Annotated in this window: 9 protein-coding genes; 7 read left to right on the plus strand and 2 right to left on the minus strand. The window is 71.7% G+C overall.

Going from position 1 to position 14,047, the window contains the following annotated elements; all coding sequences use genetic code 11:
• Window positions 1–2 precede the first annotated feature (2 nt).
• The 5 genes from IAG42_RS20070 (at window position 3) to IAG42_RS20090 (ending at window position 7,306) form a co-directional block, all read left to right on the plus strand.
• Window positions 3–788 carry an SDR family NAD(P)-dependent oxidoreductase gene (locus IAG42_RS20070; protein ID WP_188338349.1) on the plus strand — a complete coding sequence of 262 codons (786 nt, stop codon included), beginning with the start codon at window positions 3–5 and terminating at the stop codon, window positions 786–788.
• A 119-nt stretch (window positions 789–907) separates the two neighbouring features.
• Complete coding sequence (locus IAG42_RS20075; RefSeq protein WP_188338350.1) at window positions 908–2,032, plus strand: LLM class flavin-dependent oxidoreductase; 1,125 nt, start codon at window positions 908–910, stop codon at window positions 2,030–2,032.
• Window positions 2,033–2,269: 237 nt separating this feature from the next.
• Entirely contained in the window at window positions 2,270–4,009 is a 1,740-nt protein-coding gene (locus IAG42_RS20080; RefSeq protein ID WP_188338351.1) for an N-acyl-D-amino-acid deacylase family protein, read from the plus strand.
• Window positions 4,006–5,478: an aldehyde dehydrogenase family protein gene (locus tag IAG42_RS20085; protein WP_188338352.1), complete on the plus strand. Its 1,473-nt coding sequence runs from the start codon at window positions 4,006–4,008 to the stop codon at window positions 5,476–5,478. Before IAG42_RS20080 ends, IAG42_RS20085 begins: the two co-directional genes overlap by 4 nt.
• A 268-nt stretch (window positions 5,479–5,746) precedes the next feature.
• Window positions 5,747–7,306 carry an APC family permease gene (locus tag IAG42_RS20090; RefSeq protein ID WP_188338353.1) on the plus strand — a complete coding sequence of 520 codons (1,560 nt, stop codon included), beginning with the start codon at window positions 5,747–5,749 and terminating at the stop codon, window positions 7,304–7,306.
• Window positions 7,307–7,683: 377 nt separating this feature from the next.
• On the opposite strand, the gene IAG42_RS20095 is transcribed toward IAG42_RS20090, so the two are convergent.
• Window positions 7,684–9,195, minus strand: a complete 1,512-nt coding sequence (locus IAG42_RS20095) for a CehA/McbA family metallohydrolase (protein WP_188338354.1) — start codon at window positions 9,193–9,195, stop codon at window positions 7,684–7,686.
• A gap of 185 nt (window positions 9,196–9,380) precedes the next feature.
• On the opposite strand from IAG42_RS20095, the gene IAG42_RS20100 reads away from it, so the two are divergent.
• Together IAG42_RS20100 and IAG42_RS20105 are read left to right on the plus strand one after the other, a co-directional pair.
• Window positions 9,381–10,232: an LLM class F420-dependent oxidoreductase gene (locus tag IAG42_RS20100; protein WP_188338355.1), complete on the plus strand. Its 852-nt coding sequence runs from the start codon at window positions 9,381–9,383 to the stop codon at window positions 10,230–10,232.
• A gap of 41 nt (window positions 10,233–10,273) precedes the next feature.
• Complete coding sequence (locus tag IAG42_RS20105; RefSeq protein ID WP_188338356.1) at window positions 10,274–12,886, plus strand: bifunctional FO biosynthesis protein CofGH; 2,613 nt, start codon at window positions 10,274–10,276, stop codon at window positions 12,884–12,886.
• 33 nt (window positions 12,887–12,919) lie between these two features.
• Here the strand turns inward: IAG42_RS20105 and IAG42_RS20110 are convergent, their stop codons facing one another.
• The gene (locus IAG42_RS20110; RefSeq protein ID WP_188338357.1) at window positions 12,920–14,035 is read right to left on the minus strand and encodes an ADP-ribosylglycohydrolase family protein; all 1,116 of its coding nucleotides are present in this window, start codon (window positions 14,033–14,035) and stop codon (window positions 12,920–12,922) included.
• Window positions 14,036–14,047: the final 12 nt, after the last annotated feature.

Genomic DNA, 14,047 nt, shown 5'->3' on the forward strand with positions numbered 1-14,047 from the left:
TCATGGGCAAGCTTGACGGGCGCGTCGTGCTCATCACCGGCGCGGCCCGCGGACAGGGCGAGAAGGAAGCCCGGCTGTTCGCGGCCGAGGGCGCGAAGGTCGTGGTCGCCGACGTGCTCGACGACCAGGGCGAGACCGTCGCCAAGGACATCGGGAGCGGCGCGGTCTACGTCCATCTCGACGTCAGCAAGGAGGAGGAGTGGCAGGCCGCCGTGGAGGCCGCGACCGGTGCCTTCGGGAAGATCGACGGCCTGGTCAACAACGCCGGCATCCTGCGCTTCAACGAGCTGACGTCCACCCCGCTCGACGAGTTCCAGCAGATCGTGAACGTCAATCAGGTGGGTGCCTTTCTGGGGATCAAGACCGTCGCGCCGGTGATCGAGGCCGCGGGCGGCGGGACCATCGTCAACACCGCCTCCTACACGGGCGTGACGGGCATGGCGTACGTGGGCGCGTACACCGCCACCAAGCACGCCATCGTGGGGCTCACGCGCGTGGCCGCGCTGGAGCTGGCCGCGAAGAAGATCCGGGTCAACGCCGTGTGCCCCGGCGCGATCGACACCGCCATGAGCAACCCCGCGCAGCTCGACCCCACCGCGAACACGGAGGAGGCCGCCGAGGCGCTCGACGAGCTGTACCGCAAGCTCGTGCCGCTCGGCCGGGTCGGCAAGCCCGAGGAGGTCGCGCGGCTCGCGCTCTTCCTCACCGCCGAGGAGGACTCGGCGTACATCACCGGGCAGCCGTTCGTGATCGACGGCGGCTGGCTGGCCGGGGTCAGCGTCCTGTGACGGCGCCCCGGGACCGTAGCTGACGTTGCGTCAGGTATTGACGGCCCCAGGCTCCGGTGGAACAGTCATGACATCCAATCTGACGGTTCGTCAGAAACTGACGAGGACGGTGAACCTCCTTGGAATTCGGGCTCTTTGTACAGGGATACGTGGGCAAGCAGGCGTTGACGGACCCGACCGCCGAGCACCGCGCGCTCATGAACGAGACCGAGTACGTCATCCAGGCGGACAAGTCCGGCTTCAAGTACGCCTGGGCGTCCGAGCACCACTTCCTGGAGGAGTACTCGCACCTCTCGGCGAACGACGTGTTCCTCGGGTACCTGGCGCACGCGACCGAGCGCATCCACCTCGGGTCCGGCATCTTCAACCCGCTGGCCCAGGTCAACCACCCCGTGAAGGTCGCCGAGAAGGTGGCCATGATGGACCACCTCAGCGAGGGGCGGTTCGAGTTCGGCAGCGGGCGCGGCGCCGGCTCGCACGAGATCCTCGGCTTCTTCCCCGGTGTGACGGACATGAACTACACCAAGGAGATCTGGGAAGAGACCATCGCCGAGTTCCCGAAGATGTGGCTCCAGGACGAGTACGTCGGGTTCCAGGGCAAGCACTGGTCGCTCCCGCCGCGCAAGATCTTCCCCAAGCCGCACGGGAAGTCGCACCCCGGCATGTGGTACGCCGCCGGGTCCCCGGCCTCGTACGCGATGGCGGCCAAGAAGGGCCTCGGCGTCCTCGGCTTCAGCGTGCAGAAGGTCTCCGACATGGAGTGGGTCCTGGAGCAGTACAAGACCGCCATCCAGGACGCCGAGCCGATCGGTGACTTCGTCAACGACAACGTCATGGTGACCTCGACCGCGATCTGCGCCGAGACCCACGACAAGGCCGTCGACATCGCCGTCAACGGCGGGCTCAACTACCTGCAGTCGCTGGTCTTCCGCTACCACGACACCTTCCCGCGGCCCGAGGGCATCCCCGAGTGGCCGGAGGTCCTGCCCGAGTACAACCGGGAGATCATCGAACTCCTCATCGCCGAGGAGCTCATGATCTGCGGTGACCCGGACGAGGTGCTCCAGCAGTGCAAGCGGTGGGAGCAGGCGGGCGCCGACCAGCTGTCGTTCGGGCTGCCCATCGGGGTCTCGCACGAGGACACGCTGAACTCGATCAAGCTGATCGGGGAGCACGTCATTCCGAAGATCGACACGGATCCGGTGCACCGGACCACGCGGTTCCGGAATCAGGCCGGGGCCTGATCCGCTGAGCTGCCCCGGCTCTCCTCCTCCCGGACAGGAGAGCCGGGGCCTCCCTTCGCCTCTGTCACGGGGCTCTGCCCCGGACCCCGCTCCTCAATCGCCGGAGGGGCTTGATTTGGACATCCGCCCGGTCCTCGGGTCTCCGCCGGAGGGCTTGATTTGGGCGCCCGCCCGGATCTCGGCCCTCCGTCGTCGGAGGGGCCAGATTTTGCTGAGCCGGACTTTTGGGAGCTAGGCATGCTCGATCACCTCATCAAGGGGGCCACCGTAGTCGACGGCACCGGTGCGCCCGCCTACGTCGCCGACCTCGGCATCCGTGACGGTCGGATCGCCGTCATCGCCGAGCCGGGGCAGGTCACCGAGGAGGCCAGGCGCAGCGAGGACGCCTCGGGGCTCGTGCTCGCGCCGGGGTTCGTCGACCCGCACACCCACTACGACGCCCAGCTGTTCTGGGACCCGTACGCCACGCCCTCCCTCAACCACGGGGTGACCACCGTCGCGGGCGGCAACTGCGGATTCACGCTCGCCCCGCTCAACCCCGCGCGGCCCGAGGACGCCGACTACACGCGGCGCATGATGTCCAAGGTCGAGGGCATGTCCCTGGTCGCCCTGGAAGAGGGCGCCCCGTGGACCTGGAACTCGTTCGGGGAGTACCTCGACGCGCTCGACGGGCGGATCGCCGTCAACGCCGGCTTCATGGTCGGTCACTGCGCGCTGCGCCGCTACGTGATGGGCGCCGACGCGGTGGGCGGCCAGCCCAGTGCGGAGCAGATGGAACAGATGCTGGAGCTGTTCCATCAGGCCATGGACGCCGGGGCCTGGGGGCTGTCCACCACACAGTCGTCCACGCACTCGGACGGTGACGGCGCGCCCGTCGCCTCCCGGCACGCGCTGCCCGCCGAGCTGCTCGCGCTCAGCCGTGCCGTCGGCGAGCACGAGGGCACGCAGCTGGAGGCGATCGTCGCCGGGTGCCTCGACCAGTTCAGCGACGACGAGATCGATCTGTTCGTGGAGATGAGCGCGGCCGCGGGCCGGCCGCTCAACTGGAACGTCCTCACCATCGACGCCGCCGTCCCCGAGCGCGTACCGCGCCAGCTCGTGCCCAGCGAGCGGGCCCGGAAGGCGGGCGGCCGGATCGTCGCCCTCACCATGCCGATCCTCACCCCGATGAACATGTCGCTCGGCACCTTCTGCGCGCTCAACCTCATCCCCGGCTGGGGCGAGATCCTCGGCCTGCCCGTCGACGAGCGGATCGCCAAGCTCCGCGACCCGGACGTGCGCGCCGAGATGCTGCGCCGCGCCGACAGCAGGGAGGCCGGCGTCTTCCGGCGGCTCGCCCACTTCGGGCGGTACGTCATCGGGGACACGTACTCGGAGGCCAACGAGGGCCTGACCGGGCGGGTCGTGAAGGACATCGCCGCCGAGCGCGGCCAGGAACCCTTCGAGTGCCTCGTCGAGATCTGCGCCAACGACAGGCTGCGGACCGTCCTGTGGCCGATGCCGACCGACAACGATCCCGACTCGTGGGCTCTGCGCGCCGAGACCTGGCAGCACGAGGACGTCATGCTCGGCGGGTCGGACGCCGGCGCCCACCTGGACCGGATGTGCGGGGCCCCGTACACGACCCGGTTCCTCGGGGACTGTCTGCGCGGCCGCAAGCTCGTCGGTCTGGAGCAGGCCGTGAAGATGCTGACCGACGACCCGGCCCAGCTGTTCGGGCTGCGCGAGCGAGGGCGGATCCAGGAGGGCTGGCACGCCGACCTCGTCCTCTTCGACCCGGAGAGGATCGACGCCGGCAAGGCCACGCTCGTGCACGACCTGCCCGGCGACAGCCCCCGCCTGGACTCCAAGGCCCTCGGCATCAACGCCGTGTGGGTCAACGGCGTCGAGGCCATCCGCGACGACGTGGTGAGCGGCGCCGTGCCCGGCAAGGTGCTGCGCTCCGGACAGGACACACGGACGGTGAGCACCAAGTGACGTACACAGCAGGCAGATTGTTCGTCGGCGGCGAGTGGGTCGAGCCGGGCGGCGGGCACTACGACGTGATCGACCCGGCGAGCGAGCAGGTCGTCGGGCCCGCGCCCGAGGCCTCGAAGGAGCAGGTCCGGGACGCGGCGCGGGCCGCCGCCGACGCCTTCGGGCCCTGGTCGCGGACCCGGCCCGAGGAGCGCGCCGCGATCCTCGACCGCGCCGCCGACCTCATGCAGCGCGACTTCGCCGCCAACGCCGAGGTGGCCCAGGCCGAGAGCGGGGCCACCTCGGCGACCGCGCGGGGCATGCAGGTCGCGGTGGGCGTCGCCCGGTTCCGGCGCTACGCCAAGGGGGCCCTGGAGCCGGTCGAGCAGGGGCTGCCGCCGCAGATCAACGAGGCAGGGCCGATGGGCAAGGCGGGCGTCGTGGGGGCGCTCGCCCTGCGCCGGCCGGTCGGCGTCGTCACCTGCATCACCTCGTACAACAACCCGTGGGCCAACCCGGCGGGCAAGGTCGCGCCCGCGCTGGCCATGGGCAACACGGTCGTCGTGAAGCCGGCGCCGCAGGACCCGCTGTCCGTGTACCGGATGGCGGCGGCCCTGGAGGAGGCCGGCGTGCCGCCCGGCGTCGTGAACGTGGTCAGCGGGGCGTCGGCGGAGGTCGGGCAGGCAGCCGTCGAGGCGCCCGAGGTCGACATGGTGTCCTTCACCGGGTCCACGGCCGTCGGGCAGGCCATCGGCGAAGTCTGCGGCCGGTCCATGAAACGGCAGCTCATGGAGCTGGGCGGCAAGGGCGCGGCGATCGTCTTCGGCGACGCGGACCTGGACTCCGCCGTCGCCGGGATCGGCACCACGTACGCCTTCTACAGCGGGCAGATCTGCACGGCCCCGACCCGGGCGCTGGTGCACCGGTCGGTGTACGACGCGTTCGTGGAGAAGCTGCGCGGCTACATCGGCTTCATGAAGGTCGGCGACCCGCGCGCGAAGGGCACGGTCGTCGGACCCGTCATCTCCGCCGCGCACCGCGACCGCGTCGAGTCGTACGTGGAGCTCGGCCGCAAGGAGGGCGCCACGGTCGTCGCGGGCGGCGAGCGGCCCGACGGTGACGGTCTCGGCACCGGGTTCTACGTCGCGCCGACGCTGCTCGCGGACTGCACCAACGACATGCGGGTCGTCCGGGAGGAGATCTTCGGGCCCGTCGTCGCGGTCGTGCCGTTCGACGGCGACGAGGACGAGGCGGTGGCACTCGCGGACGACAGCGACTACGGGCTCATCGACTACGTGTGGTCCGGCGACGTCGCGAAGGCGTTCCGGGTCGCGCGGCGGCTGCGGGCCGGCGGGGTCGGGGTGAACACGATCGCCCGGAACATGGAGGCGCCGTTCGGCGGCTTCAAGAAGAGCGGGGTGGGGCGGGACGTCGGCTCGTACGCGCTGCACGCGTACAGCGAGCTGCAGTCGATCGTGTGGCCCGGGTGACGCGTCCTGCGGGGCGATGAGTGACGGGACCGGTGGGTTCCGTGAAGTGATGTAGTTCGCACGGAAATTTTCTGAACGGGCAAAACGGACCCGGCTGCGATTCCCGAACACGAGCGGGCGGCCGGGTTCGCCTTTGATCCGATGGCGTGCGGTCGGTCATGGTTATGCGAGTGAATGCATTAGGCTGCGTGGGCCATGGATTTCCAAGAAGCGTGAGGTGGGGCGAACACCCCCAAACATGGAAATCGCAGGATTTAACGTCCTGTTCATGACTCAGTTGGACGCAGGGCCCTCGACGTCGCGGGCCGCAGACACCTCCGCGGCCGCCGCCGGTGGGGGCAAAGGCCTCGGCGGGAACTCCGTAGGACTCCTCGGCAGCGCCGTGATCGGCGTCTCCACCGTCGCGCCCGTCTACTGCCTCACCTCGACGCTCGGCTCCACCGCGGGAGAGGTCGGGCTCCAGATGCCCGCCGTCTTCCTCGCGGGCTTCCTGCCGATGCTGCTCGTCGCCTTCGCGTACCGCGAGCTCAACAAGGTCATGCCGGACTGCGGCACCTCCTTCACCTGGACCGTGAAGGCCTTCGGGCCCCGCGTCGGCTGGATGTGCGGCTGGGGCCTCGTCATCGCGACGATCATCGTCCTGTCGAACCTGGCCGGCGTCGCCACCTCGTACTTCTGGCTCCTCGCCGGCGAGATCACCAACAACGACTCCATCGCCGCGCTCGACGGCAACAAAGCCGTCCACATCGTCACGTGCCTCACGCTGATCGCCGCCGCGACCGCCATCAGCTACCGCGGCATGACCGCCACGAAGGGCGTCCAGTACACGCTCGTCGGGCTGCAGCTCGTCGTCCTCGCCGTCTTCGTCGTCATGGCGATCTCCAAGGCCGGCTCCGTCGACTTCCCGACCTCCGCGGACTTCTCCTGGTCCTGGATGAACCCGTTCGCCGTCCAGTCCTTCGGCGCGTTCACCGCCGGGCTCTCGCTGTCGATCTTCATGTACTGGGGCTGGGACACCTGCCTCACCGCCAACGAGGAGACCATCGGCAGCGAGAAGACGCCCGGGCGGGCCGCGCTCATCGCCATGGTCGTCCTCGTCGGCTCCTACCTCGCCACCGGCATCGCCGCCCAGATGATCGTCGGCTCCGGCGACAAGGGGCTCGGGCTCGCCAACCCCGACACCTCCGACAACGTCTTCGCCGCGCTCGCCGGACCCGTCATGGGGCCCGCCCTCGGCATCCTGCTCTTCCTCGCCGTGCTCGCCTCGGCGGCGGCGAGCCTCCAGACGACCTTCATCCCGGTCGCCCGCACGGTGCTCGCCATGTCCACGTACGAGGCCCTGCCCGCCTCGTACGCGCGGGTCCACCCGCGCTTCAAGACGCCCGGGCGCGCCACCGTCATGGCCGGCGCGGCCACCGCCGTCTTCTACACCGTCATGACCCTGGTCTCCGAGCACGTCCTCGTCGACACGATCTACGCGCTCGGGCTCATGATCTGCTTCTACTACGCGCTGACCGCGTTCGCCTGCGCCTGGTACTTCCGGCGCGAGCTCACCGGGTCCTTCCGCGATCTCGCCTTCAAGGGGATCTTCCCGCTGCTCGGCGGCGTCCTCCTGACGGCTGTCTTCGTCAAGACCCTCGTCGACATGTGGAACCCGGCGTACGGCAGCGGATCCTCCGTCCTCGGCGTCGGCTCCGTCTTCGTGATCGGGGTGGGGCTCCTGCTCGTCGGGGTCGTCATCATGGTGGTCATGGGACGGCGGAGCCCGGCGTTCTTCCGCGGCGAGATCCTGAACCGCGAGACGCCGGTGCTGGTGGTTTCGGAGTAGTCCGCCCCGCCCGGACTCCGGCGTGCCGTCCCGGCTGCGGGCCGGTGGGGCTTCTCGCGCAGTTCCCCGCGCCCCTGACGGGGCGCATCTGCCCGGCGCGTTTCGGGGGCGCTCCTGGGGCACGCGGAGCGTGTCCTCAGGGGCGCGGGGAACTGCGCGAGCAACCACGACGGTGGCGCACGCGGCGATGATGCTCAGCCCCTACGGCGGTGACGCCTTAGCCGGGGATCGGCCACGCGCCGTAGGGACCGAGGCCCGTTCCCGGCTGCCGCGCCGTCGTGGCTGGTCGCGCCTACGCGGCGGAGCCGCATATCGACACAGCCCCGCGCCCCTGAGATGCGCACTCCGTGCGCCCCAGGGGCGTGGTCGGTGTCGGGTCACGTTCCCAGGAACAGTGGGTTCGTGAAGGCTGCCAGGGGGCCCGGGAGGGGCGGGGTTGTTGCGGGGTGGCGGAGTTCGGCTCGGACGTAGGCCGCGTAGGACGGGGTCGTGTGCCAGGTCGCCGAGCCCTCGCCGGAGGCGGGCAGGGGGGCCGAGGTGTACAGGGTGCCCTGGTCCGTCACGAGGTGGAGGGTGCAGCCGGGGGCGCCCTTCGCCTCCAGGGTCACCGTGACGGGGGTGTCCGCCGGGACCCGGAGGCGTTCGCCGATGCCCGCCGACTCGCCCTTGCCGCCCGTCGCCGTGAAGGTCAGCGACACGTCCTTCGACTCGGCGACGTACGAGCGGCCCGCGCGCAGGCCCTCCTGGATCGCCGTGCGGGTCAGGTCGTCGGCCAGGACCACCGTCTGGGGGCCGCCGACGCGGTCGGGATCGCGATGGGCGTCGCTGTTGCCCATCGCGGGGAGCCAGCGCGCGGAGCCCCGGCGGGCGTACGCCACCAGGGTGTTGTCCCAGTCGGCGAGGGAGACCTCGTCGTCCGGGGTGTAGGGCCCGTTCCACACCTCCAGGACGTCCGCCTCGGCCAGGCCGAACTTCCAGCCGCAGCCGATGCACGTGGCGTGCGGGTGCGCCGGCACGACGAGACCGCCCGCGCGGCGGATCCGGTCCGCGTAGTGGCCGAAGCGGTTGTCGCGGGCCCGGTAGCGCCAGTCGACGAAGGTGCCGGGATCGGTGCCGAGGGCGACGACGTGACCGTTGCGGGTCGTGATCTCCTCGCCGAGCATCACGAGCAGGTCGTCGCCCGCCACGTCCGCCCAGTGCGCGTGCGAGGTGTGCGTGTTGTGGTCGGAGGTGTTGATGAAGTCCAGGCCCGCCGCTCGGGCGAGGGCGCCGATCTCCGCCGGGGTGCGCCGCCCGTCCGAGTGCCAGGAATGCAGGTGGCAGTCGCCCCGGTACCAGGCACGGCCCCGCCCGCGCGCCCGCTCCGGCGGGTAGGCCGGGCGCGGGGTGCGGCCCTGTTCGCCGTGCGTGAGCGTCACCGTCACCGAGTACGGCAGCCCGTCGGGCGCGACCGTGTACGGGCCGAGCGCGATGTGCCAGGTGCCCGCGCGGACCGGACCGGGGACGTAGCCCGGCGTCGCGTCGTCGGCCCGTACGAAGAACTCCGTGCGGGCCCCGCCCGACCAGCCCCGGAACCCCTCCCCGCCCAGCTCCGTGCCGCGCTCGTCGAAGAGGCCGATGTCCAGGGCGTTGTTCTGCGTGCCGGCCGGGACGGTCGCCTTCGTGTACGTGTACGCGACGCGGATCTCGCGCGTCCCGGGCGGTACCTCCACGGGCAGGTAGACGAAGTCGGGGGCGCCCGGCGGCAGGGTGCCCGTGAGCGTCTGCGTGCTCTGCGAGCCCTCGGCGGCGCTGGCGAAGCTCATGGTGCCGAGGGTAAGCGCGGTGGCGGCCCCGGTCACGAGCAACGCCCGTCTGCCCGGACCGTGGCGGCTGTCGTCGGTGCACATAGCGCGGCTCCCCAAGAGGGTCGACAGTGGGTCGGCGTGGTGCGGTGGTGGGTCGGCATGTGCTGGTGGTGACGGGTGCGACCCTGGCATTGAGCCGCGAACTTCCAGGCAACGGAAGGTAATTGCCGGACAAGTCCCGGCGACGGCTGCTGGATTCCGCGCGGGCCCGGCGTTAGGAATGCCTCATGCGGATCTCGACCACGATCTTCCTGACCGACGAGACCATCACGCCCGTGCGCCTCGCCCGCGAGCTCGAACAGCGCGGCTTCGCCGGGCTCTACGTGCCCGAACACACGCACATCCCGGTCGAGCGCACGAGCCCGTACCCCGGCGGCGGCGACCGCGAACTGCCCCGCGAGTACACCCGCACCTTCGACCCGTTCGTCGCCCTCGCCCAGGCCGCCGCCGTCACCGAACGGATCACGCTCGGCACCGGCATCACGCTCGTCGCCCAGCACGATCCGATCGACCTCGCCAAGCAGGCCGCCACCCTCGACCACCTCAGCGGCGGCCGCCTCACCCTCGGCGTCGGCTTCGGCTGGAACCGTGAGGAGGCCGACGACCACGGCGTGGAGTGGGCGACGCGCCGCGAACTCGTCCGGGACCGGATGGGCCTGATGCGCGCCCTGTGGGCCGAGGAACCGACCGCGTACGAAGGGGAGTTCACCGGCGCCGTGCGCCCCAGCCACGCCCACCCCAAGCCCGTGCGCGGCGGCGCGCCCCGCACCCTGGTCGGCGGCGCGGCGGGCCCCAAGCTCTACGAGCACGTCTGCGCGTACGGCGACGGCTGGATGCCCCTCGGGGGCGGCGGCCTGAGCCGGACCCTGCCCGAACTGCGCGCCCGCTGGCAGGACGCGGGCCGTGATCCGGCCGCCCTCCAGATCGTCCCGTACGCGGTGCTGCCCAACCCCGGCAAGCTCGCGCACTACGCGGAACAGGGCGTCGAGGAGGTCGTGCTGCAACTGCCGCCCGGCGACGAGACGACCGTGCTGCGCAGGCTCGACGCCTACCAGCAATACGCTCAGGTCGGACCGTAGGCGCTATCGAACACTCACTTACTCGCTCGTATGCTCGGCCCATGAGTGATCAGTCTCCGCAGAGTGTGCCCAGCGTGCCCACCGCCAACGCCATGCGCCGCGCGCTGAGAAGGGCCCGGGACGGCGTCGCGCTGGACGTCACGGAGGCCGCCGTGCTGCTCCAGGCGCGCGGCGCCGACCTGGACGACCTCACGGCGTCCGCCGCCCGGGTGCGCGACGCGGGCCTGGAGGCCGCGGGCCGGCCGGGCGTCATCACGTACTCGAAGAGCGTGTTCATCCCGCTGACCAGGCTGTGCCGGGACAAGTGCCACTACTGCACGTTCGTCACCGTGCCCGGCAAGCTGAAGCGGGCCGGGCACGGGATGTTCATGTCCCCGGACGAGGTCCTCGACGTCGCGCGCAAGGGCGCCGAACTCGGCTGCAAGGAAGCCCTGATCACCCTCGGCGACAAGCCGGAGGACCGCTGGCCCGAGGCCCGCGAGTGGCTCGACGCGCACGGCTACGACGACACCATCGCGTACGTGCGCGCGATATCCATCCGGATCCTGGAGGAGACGGGCCTGCTCCCGCACCTCAACCCGGGGGTCATGTCCTGGACCGACTTCCAGCGGCTCAAGCCCGTCGCGCCGAGCATGGGCATGATGCTGGAGACGACCGCCGAGCGCCTCTGGTCCGAGCCCGGCATGCCGCACTACGGCTCCCCGGACAAGGAACCGGCCGTGCGGCTGCGGGTCCTGGAGGACGCGGGGCGTTCGTCGGTGCCGTTCACGTCCGGGCTGCTCATCGGGATCGGGGAGACGTACGAGGAGCGCGCCGAGTCGCTGTTCGCGCTGCGCCGCGTCGCCCGCTCGTACCACGGCGTCCAGGAACTGATCATCCAGAACTTCCGCGCCAAGCCGGACACGGCGATGCGCGGCATGCCGGACGCCGAACTCGACGACCTGGTCGCCACGGTGGCCGTCGCCCGCCACATCATGGGCCCGGCGGGCAACCTCCAGGCCCCGCCCAACCTCGTCGACGGCGAGTACACGCGGCTCATCGCCGCCGGCATCGACGACTGGGGCGGCGTCTCCCCGGTCACCATCGACCACGTCAACCCCGAGAAGCCGTGGCCGCGCCTCGACGAACTCGCCGCGCAGTCCCGGGAGGCCGGCTTCGAGCTGCGCGAACGGCTGTGCGTGTACCCGGAGTTCGTGACCCGCGGCGAGCCGTGGCTGGACCCGCGGCTGCTGCCGCACGTCCGCGCGCTCGCCGACCCGGAGACCGGGCTCGCCGTCGCGGACGCGCCCGTCGTGGGCCGCCCCTGGCAGGAGCCGGACGAGGGGTACGTCGCGGCGAGCGGCCGCACCGACCTGCACCGCACCATCGACACCGAGGGCCGCACATCCGACCGCCGCGACGACTTCGACGAGGTGTACGGGGACTGGGAGGCGCTGCGCGAGCAGGCCGCGCCCGGCATGGTCCCGTCCCGCATCGACGCCGACGTGCGGGCCGCCCTGAAGCAGGCCGCCGACGATCCGACACGGCTCACCGACGACGAGGCGCTCGCGCTGCTGCACGCGGACGGGCCGGCCCTCGACGCCCTGTGCGGCATCGCCGACGACATCCGCGCGTCGGTGATCGGCGACGACGTCACGTACATCGTCACGCGGAACATCAACTTCACGAACGTCTGCTACACCGGATGCCGCTTCTGCGCCTTCGCCCAGCGCCGCACCGACGCCGACGCGTACACGCTCTCCCTGGACCAGGTCGCCGACCGGGCGCAGCAGGCGTGGGACGTCGGCGCGGTCGAGGTCTGCATGCAGGGCGGCATCCACCCGGACCTGCCCGGCACGGCGTACTTCGACATCGCGAAGGCCGTGAAGGAGCGCGTGCCGGGCATGCACGTGCACGCGTTCTCGCCGATGGAGGTCGTCAACGGCGCGACCCGCACGGGCCTTTCGATCCGCGAGTGGTTGATCGCCGCGAAGGAGGCCGGCCTGGACTCGATCCCCGGCACGGCCGCCGAGATCCTCGACGACGAGGTCCGCTGGGTCCTCACCAAGGGCAAGCTGCCGACGGCCACCTGGATCGAGGTGATCAAGACGGCCCACGAGCTGGGCATCCGGTCCAGCTCCACGATGATGTACGGGCATGTGGACCAGCCCCGCCACTGGCTCGGCCACCTGAGGACCCTGGCCTCCATCCAGCAGGCTGCACTGTCCAAGAACGTGGGCGGCTTCACGGAGTTCGTGACGCTGCCGTTCATCCACACGAACGCGCCGGTGTACCTGGCCGGCATCGCGCGCCCCGGTCCGACCACCCGCGACAACCGCGCGGTCACCGCCATGGCCCGGATCCTGCTGCACCCGCACATCCCCAACATCCAGACCAGCTGGGTCAAGCTCGGCACCGAGGGCGCCGCCGAGATGCTCCGCTCCGGGGCGAACGACCTGGGCGGGACGCTGATGGAGGAGACGATCTCGCGGATGGCCGGATCCTCGTACGGCTCCTACAAGTCGGTCGAGGACCTCGTCGCGGTGGCCTCGGCGGCGGGCCGCCCCGCGAAGCCGCGCACGACGCTGTACGGGGAGGTCCCCGAGGAGCGGGTGCGGGCGGCCGCCGCGTCGGACGGGCATCTGCCGGAGCTGCTGCCGGTCCTGGAGGACTGAGCCGGGCGGCCGGCGCCCCGGAGAAAGCTTTGCTCAGGCCCGGGGATACCGCGCCAGCCAGCCGGGCGAGGAGCCCGAGGGCCCGTGCAGCGCCGGGCCCTGGGTCATCTCCATGGAGAAGTCGTCGGCCAGCTCCAGGATCGTGGGCCGGCCCTCCAGCTCGACGATCCAGGCCGGCGGCAGCGCCGTCTCGCCGTGCAGGGCCCCGAGCAGGGCCCCGCACACGGAGCCGACCTGCGCGGACGGGCCGCCGTGGTGCACGGCGAGCCGCAGCCCGTGCCGGACGTCCTCGCCGACCAGCGCGCAGTAGACGGCGGCGGCGAGGACCCCCGCCGCGTTGCCGTCGTCGACCAGCTCCATGACCCGGGCCCCCGTCGGCAGGCCCTGCCGGACGGCGCCGAGGGCGTGCTGGAGCGCGTCCGTGACCCGCTGGTGGCCGGGCCGGGCCGCGAGCAGGGCGAGAGCCCGCTGCACCGCCGCGTCGAGCGAGTCGCCGCGCGCCACGGCGTGCACGATCACGGCGTGCGCGCCCGCCGCGAGGTACGCCTCGGGCGCGCCGTGCGTGTGGACGGCGCACTCGACGGCGAGCTGGATGACGAGCTGCGGCTCCCAGCCGACGAGCAGCCCGAACGGCGCCGAGCGGGCCACCGCCTCGGGCCCGGCGTCCTCCGGGTTCTTGGGCCGGTCCAGGGTGCCCATGACGTCGTTGCCGAGCCCGAGCAGCAGGGACTGGGCGGCGCCGCGCCGGGAGTACAGCCACTCCTCGCGGGCCAGCCAGCCGTCCTCCTTGCGCCGCTCGTCGGGGCCCCAGTCGCGCTGGGTGGCGGCCCAGCGCAGATAGGCCCTGTGCACGTCGGTGGGCGGGTGCCAGGCGCCGGCGTCGCGCCGCACCTGGGCGCGGATCAGCCCGTCGACGGTGAACAGGGAGAGCTGGGTGGCGGCCGTGACCGCGCCGACCCGCCCGTACGCGGGCACGAGCTGGGTGCCGACCGTGTCGCCCGGCGCGGTGTCACCGCCCGACGACTCGTCGAGCGGCGCGCCGAGGGTGTCGCCGAGCGCCCCGCCGAGCAGGGTGCCCCGCACCCGGCTGCGGAAGTCCTGCTGTTCGGCGCGGCCCCACACGGCCGCGGCGGTGGGCGGTGCGCCCATCGGCCCTCCCCT

This window comes from Streptomyces xanthii (assembly GCF_014621695.1).
Classification (GTDB): domain Bacteria; phylum Actinomycetota; class Actinomycetes; order Streptomycetales; family Streptomycetaceae; genus Streptomyces; species Streptomyces xanthii.